Annotated in this window: 18 protein-coding genes; 8 read left to right on the top strand and 10 right to left on the bottom strand. The window is 55.1% G+C overall.

Features of this window, described 5'->3' with window-relative positions; translation table 11 throughout:
- Positions 1-221 precede the first annotated feature (221 nt).
- From AC0TNJ_RS05495 to tpiA, 4 genes are all read right to left on the bottom strand, one after another.
- The gene (locus tag AC0TNJ_RS05495) at positions 222-1,850 is read right to left on the bottom strand and encodes a CTP synthase (RefSeq protein WP_122001648.1); all 1,629 of its coding nucleotides are present in this window, start codon (positions 1,848-1,850) and stop codon (positions 222-224) included.
- A gap of 277 nt (positions 1,851-2,127) precedes the next feature.
- The gene (locus tag AC0TNJ_RS05490; RefSeq protein ID WP_122001647.1) at positions 2,128-2,820 is read right to left on the bottom strand and encodes a L,D-transpeptidase; all 693 of its coding nucleotides are present in this window, start codon (positions 2,818-2,820) and stop codon (positions 2,128-2,130) included.
- 232 nt (positions 2,821-3,052) lie between these two features.
- Complete coding sequence (secG, locus tag AC0TNJ_RS05485) at positions 3,053-3,499, bottom strand: preprotein translocase subunit SecG (protein WP_473770509.1); 447 nt, start codon at positions 3,497-3,499, stop codon at positions 3,053-3,055.
- Between the two features lie 101 nt (positions 3,500-3,600).
- Positions 3,601-4,365, bottom strand: a complete 765-nt coding sequence (tpiA, locus tag AC0TNJ_RS05480; protein ID WP_122001645.1) for a triose-phosphate isomerase — start codon at positions 4,363-4,365, stop codon at positions 3,601-3,603.
- A 219-nt stretch (positions 4,366-4,584) separates the two neighbouring features.
- Between tpiA and AC0TNJ_RS05475 the strand changes: the two genes are divergently transcribed.
- From AC0TNJ_RS05475 to lexA, 6 genes are all read left to right on the top strand, one after another.
- The gene (locus AC0TNJ_RS05475; RefSeq protein ID WP_473770508.1) at positions 4,585-6,471 is read left to right on the top strand and encodes a peptidyl-prolyl cis-trans isomerase; all 1,887 of its coding nucleotides are present in this window, start codon (positions 4,585-4,587) and stop codon (positions 6,469-6,471) included.
- Positions 6,472-6,489: 18 nt separating this feature from the next.
- Positions 6,490-7,509 carry an anthranilate phosphoribosyltransferase gene (trpD, locus tag AC0TNJ_RS05470; RefSeq protein ID WP_473770507.1) on the top strand — a complete coding sequence of 340 codons (1,020 nt, stop codon included), beginning with the start codon at positions 6,490-6,492 and terminating at the stop codon, positions 7,507-7,509.
- A gap of 15 nt (positions 7,510-7,524) precedes the next feature.
- On the top strand, positions 7,525-8,325 hold the full coding sequence (gene trpC, locus AC0TNJ_RS05465; RefSeq protein WP_473770506.1) for an indole-3-glycerol phosphate synthase TrpC: 801 nt from the start codon (positions 7,525-7,527) through the stop codon (positions 8,323-8,325).
- 3 nt (positions 8,326-8,328) lie between these two features.
- Complete coding sequence (gene moaC / locus AC0TNJ_RS05460) at positions 8,329-8,805, top strand: cyclic pyranopterin monophosphate synthase MoaC (RefSeq protein ID WP_473770505.1); 477 nt, start codon at positions 8,329-8,331, stop codon at positions 8,803-8,805.
- Positions 8,806-8,890: 85 nt separating this feature from the next.
- Positions 8,891-10,105, top strand: coding sequence for a molybdopterin molybdotransferase MoeA (locus AC0TNJ_RS05455; RefSeq protein ID WP_473770504.1), 1,215 nt, complete (start codon positions 8,891-8,893; stop codon positions 10,103-10,105).
- Between the two features lie 237 nt (positions 10,106-10,342).
- A complete protein-coding gene (lexA, locus tag AC0TNJ_RS05450; RefSeq protein ID WP_473770503.1) occupies positions 10,343-11,068 on the top strand; it encodes a transcriptional repressor LexA in 726 nt (241 codons plus the stop codon).
- A gap of 75 nt (positions 11,069-11,143) precedes the next feature.
- On the opposite strand, the gene AC0TNJ_RS05445 is transcribed toward lexA, so the two are convergent.
- The gene (locus AC0TNJ_RS05445) at positions 11,144-13,657 is read right to left on the bottom strand and encodes a ComEC/Rec2 family competence protein (protein ID WP_473770502.1); all 2,514 of its coding nucleotides are present in this window, start codon (positions 13,655-13,657) and stop codon (positions 11,144-11,146) included.
- Positions 13,658-13,919: 262 nt separating this feature from the next.
- Between AC0TNJ_RS05445 and gltX the strand changes: the two genes are divergently transcribed.
- Both gltX and gltA read left to right on the top strand, forming a co-directional pair.
- Entirely contained in the window at positions 13,920-15,341 is a 1,422-nt protein-coding gene (gltX, locus tag AC0TNJ_RS05440; RefSeq protein ID WP_473770501.1) for a glutamate--tRNA ligase, read from the top strand.
- A 230-nt stretch (positions 15,342-15,571) separates the two neighbouring features.
- Positions 15,572-16,864 carry a citrate synthase gene (gene gltA, locus AC0TNJ_RS05435; protein ID WP_122001735.1) on the top strand — a complete coding sequence of 431 codons (1,293 nt, stop codon included), beginning with the start codon at positions 15,572-15,574 and terminating at the stop codon, positions 16,862-16,864.
- Positions 16,865-16,937: 73 nt separating this feature from the next.
- Here the strand turns inward: gltA and lpxB are convergent, their stop codons facing one another.
- Genes lpxB through lpxD form a run of 5 tightly spaced genes read right to left on the bottom strand, consistent with a single transcriptional unit; the run spans position 16,938 to position 21,365 of the window.
- Positions 16,938-18,122: a lipid-A-disaccharide synthase gene (gene lpxB, locus AC0TNJ_RS05430; protein WP_473770500.1), complete on the bottom strand. Its 1,185-nt coding sequence runs from the start codon at positions 18,120-18,122 to the stop codon at positions 16,938-16,940.
- Positions 18,119-19,018 carry an LpxI family protein gene (locus tag AC0TNJ_RS05425; protein ID WP_473770499.1) on the bottom strand — a complete coding sequence of 300 codons (900 nt, stop codon included), beginning with the start codon at positions 19,016-19,018 and terminating at the stop codon, positions 18,119-18,121. The genes lpxB and AC0TNJ_RS05425 overlap by 4 nt, the downstream gene beginning before the upstream one ends.
- The gene (gene lpxA / locus AC0TNJ_RS05420; RefSeq protein WP_473770498.1) at positions 18,999-19,835 is read right to left on the bottom strand and encodes an acyl-ACP--UDP-N-acetylglucosamine O-acyltransferase; all 837 of its coding nucleotides are present in this window, start codon (positions 19,833-19,835) and stop codon (positions 18,999-19,001) included. The genes AC0TNJ_RS05425 and lpxA overlap by 20 nt, the downstream gene beginning before the upstream one ends.
- Before the next feature lie 8 nt (positions 19,836-19,843).
- A complete protein-coding gene (gene fabZ / locus AC0TNJ_RS05415) occupies positions 19,844-20,317 on the bottom strand; it encodes a 3-hydroxyacyl-ACP dehydratase FabZ (RefSeq protein ID WP_112700536.1) in 474 nt (157 codons plus the stop codon).
- Entirely contained in the window at positions 20,310-21,365 is a 1,056-nt protein-coding gene (gene lpxD / locus AC0TNJ_RS05410; RefSeq protein ID WP_473770497.1) for a UDP-3-O-(3-hydroxymyristoyl)glucosamine N-acyltransferase, read from the bottom strand. Before lpxD ends, fabZ begins: the two co-directional genes overlap by 8 nt.
- Positions 21,366-21,387 lie beyond the last annotated feature (22 nt).

Genomic DNA, 21,387 nt, shown 5'->3' with positions numbered 1-21,387 from the left:
GCCTGCCAATGCCTGCTGCAAGCCGCCGCACAGAACATCAAGAAGATCGCCATGGTCCTGACAAAGACGCCAAAGGCAGCCAGCGCATGAGCGGCTGCAGCCGTTTGCAACGCCTCGCCAGTGCAGTCACAAAAGGCGCCCGCTCCCAAAAACAAAACCCGCCGAAAAATATCGACGGGTTTGTCAGCGGTCTGACGCGCCCCGAGAGGCGCGTTAGAATTTTAGACCAGACGGCTCTGCTCAATCGCCGCTTCAATGAAGGAAGCGAAGAGCGGATGTGGTTCGAAGGGTCGGGATTTCAGTTCCGGGTGGTACTGAACGCCGATAAACCACGGATGATCGGGATATTCGACTGTTTCTGGCAGAACACCATCCGGCGACATGCCTGCGAAATTCAGTCCAGCAGTCTCCAGACGTTCCTTGTAGTCGATATTGACTTCGTAGCGATGACGATGACGTTCTGAAATATCCGTCGACCCATAGATTTCCGCGATCTTAGACCCCGGCTTCAATGCTGCTTCGTATGCGCCAAGACGCATAGTGCCGCCAAGGTCGCCTGCCGCTGCACGCTTTTCGAGCATATTGCCCTTCAGCCACTCGGTCATCAGGCCGACAACCGGCTCCTTAGTCGGACCGAACTCGGTCGAAGACGCATTCTCAATGCCAACCAGATTACGCGCTGCCTCGATGCAGGCCATCTGCATGCCGAAGCAGATACCGAAATACGGAACCTTGCGTTCACGGGCAAATTTCGCGGCAAGAATCTTGCCTTCCGCACCACGCTCACCGAAGCCGCCCGGCACCAGAATGCCGTGTACCTTTTCCAGATATGGAGCCGGATCTTCGCTTTCGAAGACCTCCGCTTCAATCCAGTCGAGATTGACTTTCACCTTGTTGGCGAGACCACCGTGATAAAGCGCTTCGATCAGTGATTTATAGGCGTCCTTGAGACCGGTATATTTGCCGACGATGGCAATGGTCACTTCACCTTCCGGATTATGGAGACGGTCGGAAACCTCCGCCCAGCGATCCATACGCGGCTTTGGCGCCGGATCGATGCCGAATGCCGACAGAACTTCCGAATCAAGGCCTTCCTTGTGGTAGGCAATCGGAACGTCATAGATCGTTGCCACGTCGAGCGCTTGAATGACTGCGCTTTCGCGGACATTACAGAACAATGAAAGCTTGCGCCGTTCCGATTCCGGAATCTCGCGATCAGCGCGAACCAGAAGGATATCTGGAGCAATGCCGATAGAGCGCAGCTCCTTCACCGAATGCTGGGTCGGCTTGGTCTTCAATTCGCCCGCAGCCGGAATATAAGGCATCAAAGTCAGATGGATATAAACTGCCGTACCGCGCGGCAATTCATTGCCAAGCTGGCGAATGGCTTCGAGGAACGGCATGGCTTCGATGTCGCCAACTGTGCCGCCGATTTCGCAGAGAACGAAATCATAGTCTTCATTGCCTTCAAGAACGAAGTTCTTGATCTCATCGGTCACATGCGGAATGACCTGAACCGTCGCACCGAGATAATCGCCGCGGCGTTCCTTTTCGATGATGTTGCGGTAGATGCGACCGGTAGTAATGTTGTCCTGCTGGTTGGCTGGACGACCGGTGAACCGCTCGTAATGGCCCAGATCAAGGTCTGTTTCAGCACCATCGTCAGTGACGAACACCTCACCGTGCTGGTAAGGCGACATCGTGCCGGGATCGACATTCAGATAAGGGTCGAGTTTACGGATACGCACGCGGTAACCGCGTGCCTGAAGGAGTGCAGCCAGTGCTGCGGCAGCTATGCCTTTTCCAAGGGAAGAAACCACGCCGCCAGTGATGAATACATATCGCGCCATGGGCTTATCTCGTTAGACTTTCTTGATTGATTCCGCCACAAGAAAATGCACTTCGGCCATGTTTTTTCACCGAAGTCAGGCGGCAATCCTCGTTGGACATAGAAAAACCGGAGCCAGAACCCCGGAGCGAATACGTCTATTCTCTCTAGCGCCCCTGTCCGCATAAAGCCATGTCGAAGCTCGAAATCCACAGCTTCCACCGGCAGGAACGGCGAGTAAGGCAAAAGAAAAAGGCCGGCCCCGTAGGTCCGGCCACGTTCACATAGTCATTTGCAGATCAGAGAACAACCACTTCGGTTCCAAGACCGACGCGCTCGTAAAGATCCATCACATCTTCATTGATCATGCGGAAACAGCCATTGGAAGCAGAGCTGCCGATGGTCCAGGGCTGAACGGTGCCGTGAATGCGGATGTAGGTATCCTTGTTGCCCTGGAACAGGTAGAGGGCGCGAGAACCGAGCGGGTTACCCGGACCGCCATCCATACCATTCTTGAAACGTCCATAATGAGCGGGATCACGCTCGATCATTTCCTTGGTCGGAATCCAGCGCGGCCACTCACGCTTTGCGTTGATTGTTCCGGTGCCCTTGAATTCCAACCCTTGCTTACCGACAGCAATGCCGTAGCGGCGAGCCGTCGACGATGTTTCAACGAGGTAGAGGAAACGCTGTTTCGGATCGATCACGATCGTGCCAGGCTTATAGCCGGTAAAAGCTACTTCCTGTGCCCGGAACTTCGGATCAATGTTGTACTTGCTGGCTTTTACCGCATTGCCGCCCTTGGAAGCCTTTTTCTTCTTCGGCTTTTCGGGATTGGCCTTGGTGTCGCTTGAAAGAGCTACCTGCTGAACGGATGCGGCAGCTTCGTTGAGCTGCGCTTCAGCGCTTACCGGCGAAGCTGCAAATGCCGGAGCAGTCGCCCCAATACAGAGACTTGCAATACCTGCCATCAGAATACGGCGTGAAAACATGTTCGGTTCCCGAAAATCAAGCACAAGGGAGAAACGCCTGCCGCATTAATTGCGACCAGACTTTCGCTCTGCTTACTGCAAAGCGATCCGGTTCTCAATTCAGCGCCGCTGTTCTGCAATGCGATTCGGCGGCGCCTATTGCCTACCTGCAACACTTTGCAGCCCGATAGTTAACAAAAAGAAAACCGGCCACAAGGACCGGTTTCCGCATTGGATTCACACTACGCGTTTTTTACTGCGAGCTTGGAACCGGATTGGCCGGGGTTTCCGGCACAGCCGGAGCCTGTGGCTGCGTTGCTGGCGCAGTTGCGCCTGGAGCCGCAGGTGCCGTCTGATTTGAGTCAGGACGTGAAGACCCGCCGCCCAACTGGTCCAGAATACCGCCGCCATTGCCGCCCGTCGGAGCAGTCTGGCTGCCGGTTGCCGCCGGAATACGATTGAGAATGTCGGTCGGCTTTTCGCCGTAGCGCGCCATGATGCCGAGAATAAGCGAGGTCGCGAAAAAGCCGATCGCAAGAATGGCCGTCGTGCGGGTTAGCGCGTTCGCAGCACCGCGAGCCGTCATGAAGCCCGAACCACCGCCAATGCCAAGGCCGCCGCCTTCCGAACGCTGGATAAGCACAACGCCGACAAGCGCCAGCACGATCAACAAGTGAATGACAATGAGTACGGTCTGCATGGGTTACGGTCTTTATATCCCTAAAACTAGAGCGGCTCTTTACACGCTATTGTCGGATAATCCAAGCCCCGAGGCCAAGATAGACAGACGTGAAACGCCAGTTACAAATTACGATAGGTTTCGCATATGGCGAGAAAATCATTCGCCTTCAAGCTCGCACCGCCGACAAGCGCACCGTCCACATCCGCGACGCCAAGCAATTCCAATGCGTTAGAAGGCTTGACCGAACCGCCGTAGAGCAGCCGAAGATGCGCACCCTTCGTGCCGAACCGTTCAATCAGCTGCTCACGCATGAAAGCATGAGCGGCACGCACGTCCTGCACCGTTGGCGTCAAACCTGTACCAATTGCCCAGACCGGCTCATAAGCGATGATTGTATTCTCCGCATTCACGCCATCCGGCAAGGAACCCGCCAGCTGCGAGCCTATAACGTCCAGCGTGCGTTCCGCCTTGCGCTCATCGGCCGTCTCGCCGACGCACACGATTGCGACCAAACCGGCAGCCCAGGCGGCTTCAGTTTTGGCGCGAACGATCTCATTGCTTTCGTGATGATCGGTCCGGCGCTCAGAATGACCGATAATGACATGCGTCGCGCCTGCTTCCTTGAGCATCTCGGCAGAGACATCGCCAGTATGCGCACCGGATACTTTATGATGTGAGTCCTGTCCGCCGAGACCAACCGTTTCGCCTTCGAGCGTTTCTGCTGCGCGAGAAAGAAGCGTCGCCGGCACACAGATTACGGCATCGAGCTTGCGGCCGAGATCGGAGCTCAGACCCGCAGCAATCGCGCGCAATTCGGTCAGGGATTCTCCCGTACCATTCATCTTCCAGTTGCCAGCAACCAGCGGACGGATTCCCGGAGTCATGCTATTCTCCTCGCCTGTTCAAAACAGCAGGCGCTACCGCCTCGCGAAAGCGGATCGGCGCCAAAATTTGCCACTGACTAAGCGTATTCGTGCCGCAATGCAAATGTTCTTAGGTTCCTAGTTGCAATGAGACCTTGCATATGGGGCTGGCTTAAGGTTATCCCCTGACTGGCTCTATCTATAAAAGCCGAGCTTCGATTTATTCTTGAAGGGTTTCCAATGCTCGACAGCCTGCGTTCCGCCGCTCAATCCTGGGTCGCCAAACTTCTGCTTGGCCTGCTTGTGCTGAGCTTTGCGATCTGGGGCATCTCCGATGTCTTTCGCGGTGGCCTGTCAGGCAATGCCGCTTTGACGGCTGGTGGTTCCGAAGTAAGCGCCACCGATTATCGTTTCGCATATGAGCAGCAGATGATGCGCCTGTCGCAACAGTTTCGCCAGCGCCTGACGCGTGAACAGGCACAGGCGCTTGGCGTCGAAAATCAGGTACTCGCACAGCTTGCAGCCGGAGTAGTCCTTGATGAAGGCGCACGAAACATGCAGCTCGGCCTCTCCAAGGATGGGATTGCGCGGCTGACCGGCGAAGACCCGGCTTTCCATGACGCAAGCGGCAACTTCAATCGTGCGCAGTTTGATGCGGTGCTTCGTCAATCCGGCATTCGCGCACAGGATTACCTCGACAATCGCGCGAAAGTCGCGCGCCGCCAGCAGATTGTGGAAGCCGCGACCGACGGAATCAAGCTCCCGAATGCGGCCTTGAAGGCGCTCGCCCTTTATCAGGGGGAAACCCGCAGCGTTGATTACGTGACTATTCAGGCTGAAAAGGCCGATGCTGTTCCGGCCCCTTCCGATGATGCGCTCAAAACCTATTTTGAGACGCAGAAAGACGAATACAAGGCACCGGAATACCGGAAGATAACCTATGTGAAGCTGGAACCGGCTGATATTGCAGATCCGTCTGCCGTCACGCAGGATGAAGTCAACGAATATTACGAAAAAAACAAGGACCGCTTCGGCTCGATAGAAAAACGCACCATCGAGCAACTTAGCTTTGCCGACGATGCCGCCGCAGAAGCCGCCCAGCAAAAAATCGCCGCAGGAACCAGCTTTGTTGATATCGGCAAGGAACAAGGCAAAACGGAAGACGACCTGAAACTTGGTTCGTTCGAAAAATCCGCTATTCCTGATCAGGCGGTTGCCGATGCAGCTTTTGCCCTTTCGGAAAATGGCGTGAGCCAAATCGTCAAAGGTAGTTTTGGTCCCGTTATCCTGCGTGTGACACAAATCGAACCGGCTCATGTGAAGCCGCTGGCAGAAGTTGAAGGCGAAATTCGCACCACGCTTGCAAACAACATTGCAGCAAGCAGCATCAGCGGGATTCACGACTCCTATGAACAGGAGCGCTCCGACGGCGCTTCCATGGCCGACGTCGCAAAGAAGCTGAGCCTCAAATCGGTCACAGTGGAAGCCGTTGATGCAGAGGGTAACGATCCTTCTGGCAATCCCGTGCAGCTACCGAATTCCGAAGCACTGCTTTCCGCTGCCTTCCAGGCCGACCAGGGTTTTGACAACGACGCACTTACCATGGGCAATGTCGGCTATCTCTGGTATCAGGTCGATGGCGTAACGCCAGCACGTGAACGCACACTGGACGAAGTCAAAGACAAGGTTGTCGCCGCTTGGAAGGGTGAAGAAGCCGTCAAGCGCCTCAATCAGCGTGTGGACGAGCTCAAGAAGCGCCTGGACGGCGGTGCGACGCTCGACACGATCGCTGCCGAACTGGGCGTTGAGAAGCAGACCAAACGCGGTATTATCCGCACGACCAACGATGCCGATATCGGAACGGCTGCCGCCGCGCAGATTTTCCGCGGAACAAATGGTTTCACCGGCAGCGCTGCCGCACCTTCTGACAATGCCCAGATTCTGTTCAAAGTTGTGGAAGTAACAGAACCTGCCGCAGCGGGCCCCGAAGCCATTCCGGAACAGCAGCAGAAATATCTGGCAACTTCTCTGTCGGACGACGTCCTTGAACAGCTCGTCGGTGAATTGCAGAAGCAATACCCTGTTAAGATAAACCAGACCGTCATCAACAACGCTCTGGCGTTTTAAGGACGGTGGGCATCCAAAATGGCTGATCTAAAACCCTATATTGCGAAAGCAGCTGCTGGAGAGCCGCTTTCGCTGGAAGATTCCAGAGCCGCTTTCGACATTATGATGTCTGGCCAGGCGACGCCGTCGCAGATCGGCGGACTGTTGATGGCGTTGCGTGTACGTGGTGAAACAGTACCGGAAATCGCCGGTGCCGTTGCCTCCATGCGCTCGCGCATGCTGGAAGTTTCCGCTCCCGACAACGCAATCGATATAGTTGGAACCGGCGGTGACCAATCCGGCTCCTACAATGTTTCAAGCTGCTCGGCGTTTGTCGTTGCGGGCGCGGGTGTTCCTGTCGCCAAGCATGGCAACCGCGCCCTTTCCTCACGTTCGGGCGCGGCTGATGCGCTAGCCGCGCTTGGCATCAATATCGAAGCTGATGCAAACACGATTGGCCGCAGCATCACTGACGCCGGTCTTGGTTTCATGTTTGCACCAATGCACCATTCCGCCATGCGCCATGTCGGCCCTTCCCGTGTCGAACTTGGAACGCGGACCATCTTCAATCTGCTTGGCCCCCTTTCCAATCCAGCCAGCGTCAAGCGTCAACTCGTTGGGGTATTTGCGCCCCAATGGCTGGTACCATTGGCCGAAGTGCTCAAAGAGCTGGGTTCCGAAGCGGCATGGGTGGTCTATGGCGATGGTCTTGATGAAATGACCACCGCAGGCACAACGCAAGTTGCGGCCCTCGAAAACGGCCAAATCCGTACTTTTGAAATCACGCCGGAAGAGGTTGGCCTCCGTCGTTGCGATCCGGCAGAACTGAAAGGCGGCGAAGCTTCAGCCAACGCCAAGGCTTTGCTGGGCGTACTTGAAGGCGATAAAAATGCTTATAGAGACATCGTGCTGCTCAATTCGGGCGCTGCCCTCGTCATTGCCGGCAAAGTGAAGGATCTGAAGGAAGGCATCACGCTAGCGGCGCAATCCATAGATAGCGGTGCAGCGCTTGCCGTCTTGCAAAAGGTGATTGCTGTTTCGAACGATAGAGCGGCCTGACCGAAAGGATTCACTATGTCCACCGACATTTTGCGCAAGATCGAGGCTTACAAGCGCGAAGAAATCGCCGCAGCCAAGGCAAAGCGTACCGTCGCTGATCTCAAGGCACGCGCACAGGATCAGGAAGCCCCGCGCGGCTTTCTGAAGGCACTGGAGGCAAAACGCGCTGCCGGTGAATTCGCGTTGATCGCTGAAATCAAGAAGGCAAGCCCCTCGAAAGGCCTTATCCGTCCTGATTTCGATCCGCCTGCACTTGCCAAAGCCTATGAATCTGGCGGCGCGGCATGTCTATCCGTGCTGACCGACACCCCTTCCTTTCAGGGAGCGCCAGAGTTCCTTACGGCAGCCCGCAACGCATGCGGCCTTCCGGCGCTCCGCAAAGATTTTTTGTTCGATACCTATCAGGTGCATGAAGCTCGTAGCTGGGGGGCGGACTGCATCCTGATCATTCTCGCAAGCGTCGATGACGATCTGGCGAAGGCGCTGGAAGAAACTGCGTTCGAGCTAGGCATGGATGCGCTCATCGAAGTACATGACGAAACCGAGATGGAACGCGCATTGAAGCTTTCATCACGTCTTCTCGGCGTCAACAATCGCAACCTACGTACATTCGAAGTCGACCTCGCTGTCTCGGAACGCCTGTCGAAAATGTCGCCCTCTGATCGCGTTCTGGTAGGTGAAAGCGGCATATTCACACATGACGATTGCCTGCGTCTGGAAGAATCTGGGATTGGAACCTTCCTCATCGGGGAAAGCCTGATGCGCCAGGCAGATGTGGCGGCAGCTACCCGCGAACTCCTGACCGGCAAGGCTTGACCAATGATGTCCAAGCTCACGCATATCGACCAGAGCGGTGCTGCCAATATGGTGGATGTTGGGGCAAAGGATGAAACCGAACGTCAAGCCACGGCCGAAGGATCGGTCAGAATGATGCCGGAAACGCTGGCGCTCATTCTTGAAGGGAATGCCGCGAAAGGTGACGTTATAGGCGCAGCGCGTCTGGCGGGTATTATGGCGGCAAAAAAGACCGCCGATCTGATTCCCCTCTGCCATCCGTTGATGCTGACCAAAGTTGCTGTCGAGATCGAGCCGGATCAGGCGTTGCCTGGTTTACGCATTCGTGCTCTCGCCAAGCTCAAAGGACGTACCGGCGTGGAAATGGAGGCCCTCACCGCCGTTTCCGTCACGTGCCTTACCATCTACGACATGGCCAAAGCCGTCGACAAACATATGGAGATCGGCGGTATCCACGTGACAGAAAAAAGCGGCGGCAAATCCGGTGACTGGAAAGCATAAAGCGCTGAACTTTGCTCTGGATCAATTCATCCAGACGGCCTTTCTGTTCTAAAGAGGTCAACAATTCAGTTCGAGAGGAAACGCAATGTCCCTTCTCCCGGTCGATGACGCACTGGCCCGCATTCTGAAATCCGCAGAACCGCACGGCAAGGAGCAAGTCGCTTTGTCCGATGCGGGAGGGCGCGTGGTGGCAACACCTGTGCTGGCACATTTTCTCCAACCGCCTTTCGACGGGTCGGCGATGGACGGCTATGCCCTGATCGCGCCCGACAACATCTCTTATCCTGTAAAGTTCGACATCATCGGCGAATCGGCTGCGGGTAATCGCTTCGAGGGCGAATTGGGGATCGGACAGGCGGTTCGCATTTTCACTGGCGCGCCAATACCCAAAGGCGCTGATACCATTGTCATTCAAGAACACACCGAGCGTTCAGGCAACCAGCTGATCGTCCATGAAGGCATGGAGTCAGGACGGCATATCCGCCGTGCGGGCCTCGATTTTTCGCCCGGCAACATCGTCATTTCAACAGGACGCGAGCTGGATGCCGCGGCACTGTCGCTGGCAGCCGCGAGCGGCAATGCGAAGGTTGACGTATTCCAGAAACCCAAGGTGGCGATCGTTGCGACTGGTGATGAACTCGTGCCTCCCGGTGATATTCCGGGGAAGGATCAAATTGTTGCATCGAACAGTGTTGGAATCGCCGAAATCATAAGGCGTGCGGGCGGCAGCCCTGAAGATAAGGGGATCATTCCGGACGATCCTGCCAAGATTGAACAGGCGATAGCAGACAGCCTGCAAGATGGCATCGACGTTCTGGTTACGATTGGCGGCGCGTCCGTCGGTGACCGGGATTTTGTGCACGGCGCACTTCAAAAACTGGGAGTCGGCCTCGACTTCTGGAAAATAGCCATGAGGCCGGGCAAACCCCTGATGTATGGCCGCATCAGCGTGAAAGATAAAATTGTGCACATCATAGGGTTGCCGGGTAATCCTGTCTCAAGCCTGGTCTGTGGCCTCGTCTTTCTTCGTCCCCTTGTTGCCAAGCTCGCCGGAACCAATCTCGACGCCGACATCCGTCCGGCCAAGCTGGGCGTTACCCTGCCCGCCAACGATCATCGCCGCGATTATATTCGAGCAATAATCGAATCATCTCCGAATGGAACGCTGATAGCAAAGCCGTTTCCAGTTCAGGATTCGTCCATGCTTTCGGGCCTCGTCGGCTCGGATGCCCTCATCATCAGGGACGAGAATGCACCTACCGCCGCTATCGGTGATGATTGTCGTGTTCTTATGCTATAGAGCGCCCGTGGGCACCCATTGCCAAGTTACACGAGAAAACGCATATAACGATATATAAAATATACATTATTTTATTGGACACCACGTGGAAACGCCGCGACGTTATCGGATACCGGCTTTCCATCCATTCTCGACGCAAACGTTAAGGATTTTAAAACCATTGCAGAACAAGACTGGAACATATAGTGTTCGTTCTGGTTTTGTTTTTCTCGATTCTTTGCCGGGAGGGTATCGCGCATGTTAACCCGCAAACAGCACGAGCTTCTGCTGTTCATTCACGAACGTCTGAAAGAGACGGGTATTCCCCCATCTTTCGATGAAATGAAGGAAGCGCTCGATCTGGCATCGAAATCGGGTATCCATCGTCTGATTACCGCTTTGGAGGAGCGTGGTTTTATCCGCCGCCTGCCGAACCGGGCACGTGCGCTCGAGGTCTTGCGTCTGCCAGATTCCATCGCTCCGGGGCTCAATGCGCAAAAGAAGTTTGCTCCCAGCGTTATCGAAGGTAGCCTCGGCAAAGCACCACCAGCCCCTCCACCATCGCGCCCCGCCCCTGCGGCTACCAATGACGATACATCTGCAACAGTTTCCGTGCCGGTCATGGGACGAATTGCTGCCGGTGTACCGATTTCCGCGATCCAGAATCAAACCCATTCCCTCAGCCTTCCACCGGAAATGATTGGCGCAGGCGAGCATTACGCTCTCGAGGTCAAAGGGGATTCAATGATCGATGCTGGAATTTTTGACGGAGATACAGTCATTATCAAACGTGGCGATTCCGCAAATCCCGGTGAAATCGTCGTAGCGCTTGTCGATGACGAAGAAGCGACTTTGAAACGCTTTCGTCGCAAAGGAGCATCCATCGCGCTGGAAGCAGCCAATCCCGCCTATGAGACCCGAATCTTTGGCCCCGACCGTGTTAGGGTTCAAGGCAAGCTCGTTGGCTTGATCCGCCGCTATTAAAGTGTTGGCGCAAATGCATAAAGCAAAAAGTCCGAGCAGATTGATCCGTCGTTTTTAGTTGGCAGCGCTTAAGGGTCATTCGCAGCGATTTTCGTCACCGTCGGCGTCTGCTGAACAGCTCCCTGAATTTCTGCCAGGCTGGGATTTTGGTTTGTATTCGCGTTCAGCCAAACCGCGAGCTGGACGTGAATGGATGCGATGTAGATGCCAAGGGCGGCTCGGCGTGTCGACTGCAAATCTTATCCGGTTGTCTTGTTGCAGAGTAGATATTGGCTGCCCCACCTCGGCTCTTGTTGTTTCGGGAGAAACTACGAGTAAAGCCTGGGAAACTCCGTTTTGTTCTGATGCTTTTCCGAGTCTTATCTCCACAGCTCCCTTTAACGCCAAATCACGTTTACTGATACTCAGGATAGTTGAACGACGGCACGAAGCTTCTTTACCGGGAACAGCGAGAATAACCACATCGCCAATATCGCAGGCTATCTCTCGCATTGCAGTGTCTGCCGTATAGGCAAGTATGCGTCCATCGCGCAAGCTGATCGTGCATAAACCATCTTCGCACTCGAACCGATTTCCATCGGTTCCTTCGTTATTCTTGCCTGTCGCCGGCGCGATAAACTCATCGACCAGATAGGCAGTTTTCCAATTGTCGGCTGTAAATTGCGAGGGGCGACTTCGATTGATTGCCAGCCTCCCATCAGCCAGTCGGACGCCCACCAGTTTGGCATCTTCCGATACCACGATGTCGGGAAAAGGCTCACTGACGAAAGCTACGAACCCAAGAATAATGAAGGGGAGCGCCAGCGCCTTCAGTCGCGTCGACAAAACGACACCCAGAACGAGCGCGATGGTCCAAACAACAAGCGTGAGAGAAGGCATGGCCCCCGGATTGCCGTCGGGTGACCATGTCGCCACGAAAGCAGCTATATGACGGACAGCAAAAATACCCCAGCCCATTATCTGCAAAGGCCCCCAGTCCAGTTGCAATGGCATCAGCACAAGACCGAAGACGGCAAACGGCATTACGAGAAGAGCTATTACGGGTTCGGCAAGGACATTTCCTACCAAACCAAACGGCGCTGTGTTGTTGAAGTGATAAGCTGCAAAAATCCCGCTCGCCAGCCCGGCAATGAGAGATGTGCCCGCCGCCGCTGTGAGCAACTTCAAGATTTTTCCGGCAAAACCAGGAGCTGCCTTCCCGCGTTTTTCCGCACCAAAACGCTTGCTCGCATTGCGTTCGCTCCACCAGGCATAGCCGGCAATCAACGCAGCCGTAGCCGAGAAAGACATTTGAAAACTCGGCCCCAATATCTCATGCGGCGAAATTGCAATCATAGCGACCGCTGCAATCGCCAGATTACGCATACTGATGGCAGCATGGTCCACCAGCAATGCGCCAAGCATGACTGCGATCATCACGTAGCTTCGTTGTGCAGCGACATCAGCACCCGACATGGCAAGATAGAAGGTGCAGCTTAGCAAGGAGAGAAATGCCGCATACTTCTTCACCGGATGTCTTACGCTGAAAGCCGGAAATAGCGCGAAGAGAGACCGCAACGTCAGCATGACGACCCCTGCGGCAAGCGCCATGTGCAAGCCTGAGATCGACAGAATATGCGCAAGCCCTGCTTTACGCAGATCTTCATTCGTCTGCTCACTGATCCCCGCGCGCGTGCCTGCTACGAGTGCCGCAGCGACACTACCGTCCTCACCACCTATCACTTCCTCAATGCGTTCAGACACCTGAACACGCAACATCGCAATCCACTGGGAAATTTCGGCGGTCAGTTCATCTGGCGGAGGAACCGTCGCAACTTTAGGCGTTCCGAGAAAGAAACCATTGGCGCCAATCCCATTGAAATAAGCATGAAATGAGAAATCATAATTGCCGGGACGAACCGGACCTGACGGTGTACGCAATCGCGCGAAACCCGTCAGCCCACTGCCAATTGTCGTAGAGGCTGGAATATCCCTTGCATTGATGCGAATGCGTTTCGGTGGAAAACGAAGCTCTGGGCGTTCGGTCTGGAGCACATCCAGTGTTACTCGCCAACTGCCATTATCCTGATATTCAAGAGCAACAACCCTGCCTGTTACGCGTGTTGCGACATCTGAGCCCAACAGGGGCGTTGCTCGGCGTTCCGTCTCCCATTTGGCGACTACAAGCCCCGCTACCAAAGCGATGCTCAATGTTATGCCTTGAGCTGCAACATAATACCGGCGCGTTGCACTTCTAACGATGACGGCAATTGCAAGCATGGACAAAAGCGGTGTCCATTCAGGTTCGAATGAGAGCGTGAAATAAATGATCGCGCCAACACCGGCGAAAACTGGCAGCAAAAGAAAAAACAGGCCACGCCCGACTTCAGTTTCGATCGCGGCCCTGATCAGATTTTTCGCAATGGAAGGAATAGATAGAAGACGTTCACGCAGGCGGGATGCAGATGACTTGACCAGTTCCGGATTTGCCGGAAATTCCGTTTCATCGTGGGGCCATACCTCTGGCAATAATGTGCGCACAAAACCATCGGGCATGCTTCTGACAAGCGCCCGTTCGTTTGCATCGCTCGCCTCCCTGATGCCCGTCATGCCCCCCGCCTGACCGCAAAAGTTAGCCCAAACCGCCTTGATACCCCAAAAGAACGACGGCACATCAGCACGAAAGGGATGCGAAACCCTTGCGCACATTGCTGCCTATGCTACATGAACCGCAGCCGAAATCGAGTGGGTTCACATCAAGAGCCTCGATTACCCTGCCGGGTATCTCCCGCAGGCTTCAGAATTCAAGTTTGCGCCAATGTCTCGGCATTCGCCGCTGTTCTCAAAAGGCGCATGACATAGTGGAGCTATCATGCCGAAACCGGTTGTAACCCGTTTTGCCCCCTCGCCCACGGGGTATCTGCACATTGGCGGCGCGCGTACTGCCTTGTTCAACTGGCTTTTTGCCAAGCACAATGGCGGCAAGATGCTGCTGCGCATTGAAGACACCGACCGGGAAAGGTCCACAGACGCAGCAACGGCTGCAATTCTTGATGGTCTGACCTGGCTGGGATTGGATTGGGACGGCGATGCCATCTCGCAGTTCGAGCGCGCACCTCGCCATCGCGAAGTTGCGGAAGAACTCGTGGCTCTTGGCAAGGCATATTATTGTTATGCCACGCCTGCAGAACTTGAAGAAATGCGCGAGAAAGCACGCGCCGAAGGCCGCCCACCGCGCTATGATGGCCGCTGGCGTGATCGCGATCCGTCGGAAGCGCCTGCTGGCGTAAAGCCCGTCATCCGGATCAAGGCTCCGCAGGAGGGCGAAACGCTTGTACAGGATGCCGTGCAGGGCGACGTACGTTTCCCGAACAAGGACCTTGATGATTTCATCATCCTGCGCTCTGATGGCACGCCAACTTATATGCATGCGGTCGTTGTCGATGACCACGATATGGGCGTGACACACATCATTCGCGGTGACGATCATTTGACCAATGCCGCCCGGCAGACCGTTATCTATAACGCCATGGGTTGGGATGTGCCGCAAATGTCGCATATCCCGCTCATCCATGGTGCAGATGGCGCAAAGCTCTCCAAGCGCCACGGCGCTTTGGGCGTCGACGCCTATCGTGCGATGGGATATTTGCCCGCCGCACTCCGCAACTATCTGGTGCGCCTCGGCTGGAGCCACGGCGACGACGAAATCATGTCGACCGAACAGATGATCGAATGGTTCGACGTGAAGGATATCAATAAGGGTGCCGCTCGCTTCGATTTTCAGAAGCTTGAGGCGATCAATGGCGTCTATATGCGCGCCAGCGATGACAAGGCGCTTTATGATGCGCTTATCGCTGTTCTGCCGGAAATCGAAGGCGGCAAGGAAATTGCGGACGCGCTGAACGAGAAGCGAAGCGCACAACTGCTCGCCGCCATGCCGGGCCTGAAGGATCGCGCCAAAACTCTGGTGGAGCTGGCCGACGGATCGAAGTTCATCTTCGCTGCTCGCCCGCTTGATCTGGATGAAAAGGCGGCGTCACTCTTGAATGAGGAAGGCCGCGCCGTCCTCAAGTCCGTGCTGCCGGATTTGGAAGCAGCAGGCGAGTGGACCGCTGAATCACTTGATGCCGTCGTACGGACTCACGCAGAGAAAACCGGCCTGAAGCTGGGCAAGATTGCACAGCCGCTCCGTGCAGCATTGACCGGTCGCGCCACCTCTCCGGGCGTGTTCGACGTGCTTTTTGTCCTTGGCCGTGAAGAGTCGCTTGGACGTATCCACGATCAAATCGGTTAAGGTGGGAACATTCACGCTGACGTGACAAAACCGGCGTAAATAGTTCAAATTACGCATTGCATCGCGAACCGTTTGGGATAGTTTGACGTGCAAAATCGTTAGGATAATGCGTTGCAACGCTGATGGTCCCCGCGGCTCGGGGATCACACCAAGAGATAAAAGACAAATTATAACGGCGATTACAATTCTGCCGTCGTGCGGGCGGCAAAGTGGACATGAAAGGAAACACGATGTCAGATAGGACAGCCAGCTTTACACTAGAAGGCAAAACATTCGACCTGCCTGTGCGACAAGGCACTGTCGGACCAGACGTCGTTGATATCGGTCCACTCTACAAGAACTCGCAGATGTTCACCTACGATCCAGGCTTCACGTCCACGGCATCGTGCGAATCCAAGATCACCTACATCGATGGCGATGAAGGCACCCTGCTCTATCGCGGCTACCCGATCGATCAGCTCGCCGAACACGGTGACTTTCTGGAAACCTGCTATCTGCTTCTCTATGGTGAACTGCCGACCGCAACCCAGAAGGCTGACTTCGATTATCGTGTGACGCGCCACACGATGATTCATGAACAGATGACGAAGTTCTTCTCGGGCTTCCGCCGCGACGCCCATCCTATGGCAGTGATGGTTGGCTGCGTCGGCGCGATGTCGGCATTCTATCATGACTCTACCGATATCACTGACCCGCATCAGCGTATGGTTGCTTCCATTCGCCTGATCGCCAAGGTTCCGACGCTAGCCGCCATGGCCTACAAGTACCATATCGGCCAGCCGTTCATGTATCCGAAGAACGACCTCGATTTCGCATCGAACTTCCTGCACATGTGCTTTGGCGTCCCATGCGAGGATTACAAGGTCAACCCGGTTCTGGCGCGCGCTATGGACCGCATCTTCATCCTCCATGCAGATCACGAACAGAACGCCTCAACCTCGACGGTGCGTCTCGCCGGTTCGTCGGGTGCCAATCCTTTTGCATGTATTGCTGCTGGCGTTGCCTGCCTCTGGGGCCCTGCCCACGGCGGTGCAAATGAAGCTGCACTTAACATGCTGGCTGAAATCGGTTCTGTCGACCGTATTCCTGAATTCATCGCGCGTGCAAAGGACAAGAACGATCCGTTCCGCCTGATGGGCTTCGGCCACCGCGTTTACAAAAACTACGACCCGCGCGCCAAGATCATGCAGAAGACCTGCCATGAGGTTCTGGGCGAACTCGGCATCAAGGATGATCCGCTGCTCGACGTCGCAATGGAGCTCGAAAAGATCGCTCTGACCGACGAATACTTTATTGAGAAGAAGCTTTACCCGAACATCGACTTCTATTCCGGCATCACGCTGAAGGCTCTCGGCTTCCCGACCGAAATGTTCACGGTTCTCTTTGCTCTCGCCCGCACCGTTGGCTGGGTCGCACAGTGGAAGGAAATGATCGAAGATCCGCAGCAGAAGATCGGTCGCCCGCGCCAGCTTTATACCGGCGCTGCCGAGCGTGATTACGTGCCGCTCGCAAAGCGTAAATAAGCACCAAAGCTAAAAGAAAAACCCCGGCCGCCAAAAGCGACCGGGGTTTTCGTTTTTTCCTCGCATTAACAAATCAGTTCTTGGAAACGCCAGCCAGTTCCAGAATAACCTGCGCTCCAATATCGCCAGACGGCTTTTCGGTCGCCATGATTGAAGCCACCTTATCGAACCCATCCAGTTGAGCCTGTCGCGCGGATCCGGGCCGCATAAGCCGTTCGAGGTTGCGGGCGAGCATTCCCGGACGAACGAACTCGTTAAAATATTCAGGAACAACAGGCTCATCGGCGATAATATTGGGCAGCGCCGCACTCCAGATCGTAATCTTCGGCATCAGAAATTTGCGCGCAAACCAGTCCGCCTTATAGGAAAGCACGCTTGGAATGCGCGACAGGGCGAGCTCCAGCGAGACCGTTCCAGAAGCTGCGAGCGCTGCATCTGCTTTCGAAAATGCTTTCCACTTCTCCTCATCTCCCACGACTATAAGCGGCTTGACTGCCCAGTTCATGGAGAGAGCCCGTACCATTTCCTCGATGCGGGGCAAGGTCGGCAGAATAACGTCGAGCTTTTCAACCCGAGCAGCGAGTTCGCCAATAGCCTGCCCAAATGGTTCCATGAGCATTTGGATTTCGGTACGGCGAGACCCCGGCAAAACAAGCAAGGTTTTCCTTGTTTCGTCCGTTCGCTCGGTCTCAAGAACCATTTGCCCGGCGCGCGCCCGCAATATCGGGTCATAACTGGAGAGACGATGCCCCACATAAGTGGCGTTAGGCCCGCTTAACCGCTGCATGACATCGACTTCAAAGGGAAGAATAGTCAGCACATGGTCGAAATATGCTTTCATCGCGCGGGCGCGTTGCGGTCGCCACGCCCACACGCTCGGCGCAATATATTTCACGATCGGAATCGACGGCCTTGCCGCCCTGATCTTTTTGGCGACACGATGTGTAAATTCAGGGCTGTCGATCAGCACGACACAATCGGGATTCTCCGCAACAATGCGTTGTGCCGTTTGCCTGATACGCAGCATCAGACCCGGTAAATTCTTGAGAATTGCACCCAGTCCCATTAACGCGATCTCGTGCGGATCAAAAAAAGACTTCATTCCCCGAGCCGCGAGGTGATCGCCACCGACCCCCACGATGTCGACCAATCGGTCTGTCTGCGTCCGCAGCGCATCGATCAGATCGGCACCGAGAAGATCACCGGATTCTTCACCGGCCACGATTGCTATTTTCAATGGCCAGCTGGTGGTGCTCACTTCTTGATGTCCTTTGTCTCGCGACTGACCGTCTCGACGAAGAGGCCTTTGTCGTTTGCCGCAGCGATGGTTTCGCCGAAGCCTAAAATGAATGTCCTGCCTGCCTCAACCGCAATTCCTGACAAACCCGCTTGCGCGGCGTTATTTACTGTCGAAATCCCTATGGTTGGAAGATCAGCCCTTTCCTCCTGCCTCGGCTTCGCCATCTTGACGAGAACACCGCCGCGTCGAGGTATGCGGCCAACCGCACGCAAATCGCGCACGCGCTCAATCATCTGGTCTGTGCCTTCAGCTCCTTCAAGCGCCACCACACGACCGCCAACCGCAACAGCGCCTTGCCCGACATCAAGATCGCCCAAACGAAGCGCGGACTCCATCGCAAGTTCAAGGTTCTGGCGTTCTCGTGCGTCTGGTGCTTTCGAGGTCAGGATTTGGGGCGGAAATGGGGAAAGTAAATTCGGGACGACTTCATGAGCGCCGACGACTTTGAAACCGAAGGATTCCAACAAGCCTATGAACGCGCGCAGAAGCGCGTCGTCGCCCTGGCCCAATGCGCGCAAAACGTATGGCACCGCACGCAGGGTCGGCCAGTCAAACTTCAAGTCGCTGACATGGGGCCTGCTTGTCACTCCGCCAGCGAGAACAACCCGCTCCACACCGGCAGCCTTCATCGACCGTACGAGCTTTGCAAACTCTACAATCGAGATTTCCTGATGCTCATACTTGTAAAGTACCGGGTCGGCTTCTCCTCGCAATGGTACGAGGAAAGGCACATTTCCCGCAGTTTCAAGAGCTTCTGCCACATTTATTGGCAATAGCCCATTTCCAGCGATGATCGCAACGCGCCCAGCATCATCTGCCGGACGCGCTATTTTCTCAATCTTCGCCGCTGTCATGCCCGGCCACACCATGGACCGCGTCGAGCGGAGGCGTGCAGTAGGCACGCTTGGTATCGACATTGATGAAATCAATCATATCAATAACAGCCGGAGAGTCTGGAATCGCAACCAGAACGTCCTTTGCACGGTCCCGGATTGGTTTTGTGCGGTCGAACAGCATCCGAACGGCATGACGAAGATTATGGATCTCTTTGCGTTCCATACCGGAGCGTTTCATACCGATGATATTCAAGCCACCGAGATGCGCATGCACACCGATTGCCATGCCATATGGAATGAGATCACTCACGACCGCAGCCATACCGCCGACGAAGGCATGATGGCCGATGCGCACAAACTGATGTATCGCAGCGCCACCGCCGAGAATGACGTGATGGCCAATAGTCGTATGACCGCCGATCATCACATTATTGGAGAAGGTAACATAATCGCCAATATCGCAATCGTGCGCCACGTGAGCGTAAGCCAGAAACGAACAATTGTCGCCGATCGAAGTGTAACCGCGCGCGTTGTCTGACCCTTTGTGCATGGTCACGCCTTCGCGGATAAGGCAGTTTACACCGATATTAAGCCTGGTAGGACCGCCCTTATGCTTATTGTTCTGCGGATCGCACCCCAGAACAGCATGTGGGTAGACCTTGCCACCCGCACCAAGTGTGGTAGCTCCCGTTATGACTACGTGGCTCATCAATTCCGAATTGTCGCCGATGACCGCGCCAGACTGAATGTGACAGAAGGGGCCGACAGACACACCCTGCCCCAGTTCCACGCCCTGCTCTACAAAAGCGGTGGGGTGAATAGTTGTTTCTTTCATTGATATGCTCACTGGTTTTCTTCAGCTGTGCTGATCATGGCAGCGACTTCAGCTTCCGCAACCTTCACACCATCAACTTCCGCAACGCATTCATATTTAGAGATATTTGCACGTTGCTTGATTTTCTTGACATGAAGCAAAAGCCTGTCTCCCGGTATGACGGGACGACGGAACTTCGCATTGTCGATGGTCATGAAATAGACCACACCCGGCCGTCCAGTCTTGCGTTGAAGCAGGGAAATGGCACCCGCCGTTTGTGCCATGGCTTCGACAATCAATACGCCCGGCATGATCGGCTTTTCGGGAAAATGGCCGGTGAAATGCGGCTCGTTGATCGTCACATTCTTGATGCCGGTCGCAGAGACGTCACCGTCAATATCGACGATCCGGTCAATCAGCAAAAACGGATAGCGATGCGGCAGCACGGCCAGAAGGTCCTGGATATCTGCTGCTTCCAGCTTGGTCTGATTTGCATCACTCATCAGAGGATTGTTCCTTTCTCGATTGCCCGATGCTGCGGATGTTCGCAATATCGCGGAACCACTGCTTGATAGGCCGCGCGGGAATACCACCCCAGCGCTCACCATCGGGTATGTCATTCATAACGCCGCTTGCCGCGGCAACCTGCACGCGTGAGCCGATGATCAAATGGTCGGCAAGCCCAACACGCCCGCCCAGCATTGTCTGGTCACCAATAACGCAACTGCCGGAGATGCCGCAATGCGCGGCAATGATACAAAACCGGCCTATCCGCACATTGTGCGCGATCTGGACAAGGTTATCGACCTTGGTACCTTCACCGATAATGGTATCGTTCAAGGAGCCACGATCCACCGTGGTATTGGCGCCAATCTCAACATGATCTTGAATGATAACCCGGCCGAGCTGAGGCACTTTTTCCAAACCAGCAGGACCCGGAACATAGCCGAACCCGTCTTGTCCGATACGAACTCCCGGGTGAAGCGAAACCTGATTGCCGATGAAAGCACACTGGATGGTTACGCCCGGCGCAATATAACTGTTGCGGCCGATCTGGCTTCCCTCTCCAATGACAGCAGTCGAAGCGATCAGAGTACCGCTACCCACGGTAACGCCCTTACCGATCACGGCTCCGGCTTCGATGGTCGCACCATCCTCGATATGCGCTGTCGGATGAATGATAGCAGCCGACGAAATCCCTGTCTCTCCAAACCAGCTGAGCGGCTTGACGGACGAAGGAAACAACATCCGCCCAACCGATGCGAAATCTCGTTGTGGATTACGGGTAATGAGCGCAGCTATGTGCGATGGCACACTATCCACCACAGCTTCCGTGCACAGAACCGCAGCAGCATGGATCGAAGAAAGTCCATCAGCGTTCTTTTTGCCTTCGACGAAGACAAGAGAACCTTCCACAGCATCTTTGAGAGAAGAGAGACGCGCAACAGAACGCGGCGCAAGCTTCGGGTCACGAAGTCTTGCACCGGTAAAATCTGCTATATCGCCAATCGTGAGCTCACGCGAGGGCGTGAAAAAAACAGGATCTGCCATCAAAACACTTTCTTCCCCGGGG

This window comes from Ochrobactrum sp. PL_is483 (assembly GCF_055816855.1).
Note: the sequence above shows the minus strand (reverse complement) of the source record. Positions and strands in the feature narration are given on the sequence as shown.

Coding starts and splice junctions, on each gene's coding strand:
- AC0TNJ_RS05495 (WP_122001648.1), bottom strand. CDS start 1,850: ATGGCGCGATATGTATTCATCACTGGCGGCGTGGTTTCTTCCCTTGGA.
- AC0TNJ_RS05490 (WP_122001647.1), bottom strand. CDS start 2,820: ATGTTTTCACGCCGTATTCTGATGGCAGGTATTGCAAGTCTCTGTATT.
- secG (WP_473770509.1), bottom strand. CDS start 3,499: ATGCAGACCGTACTCATTGTCATTCACTTGTTGATCGTGCTGGCGCTT.
- tpiA (WP_122001645.1), bottom strand. CDS start 4,365: ATGACTCCGGGAATCCGTCCGCTGGTTGCTGGCAACTGGAAGATGAAT.
- AC0TNJ_RS05475 (WP_473770508.1), top strand. CDS start 4,585: ATGCTCGACAGCCTGCGTTCCGCCGCTCAATCCTGGGTCGCCAAACTT.
- trpD (WP_473770507.1), top strand. CDS start 6,490: ATGGCTGATCTAAAACCCTATATTGCGAAAGCAGCTGCTGGAGAGCCG.
- trpC (WP_473770506.1), top strand. CDS start 7,525: ATGTCCACCGACATTTTGCGCAAGATCGAGGCTTACAAGCGCGAAGAA.
- moaC (WP_473770505.1), top strand. CDS start 8,329: ATGATGTCCAAGCTCACGCATATCGACCAGAGCGGTGCTGCCAATATG.
- AC0TNJ_RS05455 (WP_473770504.1), top strand. CDS start 8,891: ATGTCCCTTCTCCCGGTCGATGACGCACTGGCCCGCATTCTGAAATCC.
- lexA (WP_473770503.1), top strand. CDS start 10,343: ATGTTAACCCGCAAACAGCACGAGCTTCTGCTGTTCATTCACGAACGT.
- AC0TNJ_RS05445 (WP_473770502.1), bottom strand. CDS start 13,657: ATGACGGGCATCAGGGAGGCGAGCGATGCAAACGAACGGGCGCTTGTC.
- gltX (WP_473770501.1), top strand. CDS start 13,920: ATGCCGAAACCGGTTGTAACCCGTTTTGCCCCCTCGCCCACGGGGTAT.
- gltA (WP_122001735.1), top strand. CDS start 15,572: ATGTCAGATAGGACAGCCAGCTTTACACTAGAAGGCAAAACATTCGAC.
- AC0TNJ_RS05425 (WP_473770499.1), bottom strand. CDS start 19,018: ATGACAGCGGCGAAGATTGAGAAAATAGCGCGTCCGGCAGATGATGCT.
- lpxA (WP_473770498.1), bottom strand. CDS start 19,835: ATGAAAGAAACAACTATTCACCCCACCGCTTTTGTAGAGCAGGGCGTG.
- fabZ (WP_112700536.1), bottom strand. CDS start 20,317: ATGAGTGATGCAAATCAGACCAAGCTGGAAGCAGCAGATATCCAGGAC.
- lpxD (WP_473770497.1), bottom strand. CDS start 21,365: ATGGCAGATCCTGTTTTTTTCACGCCCTCGCGTGAGCTCACGATTGGC.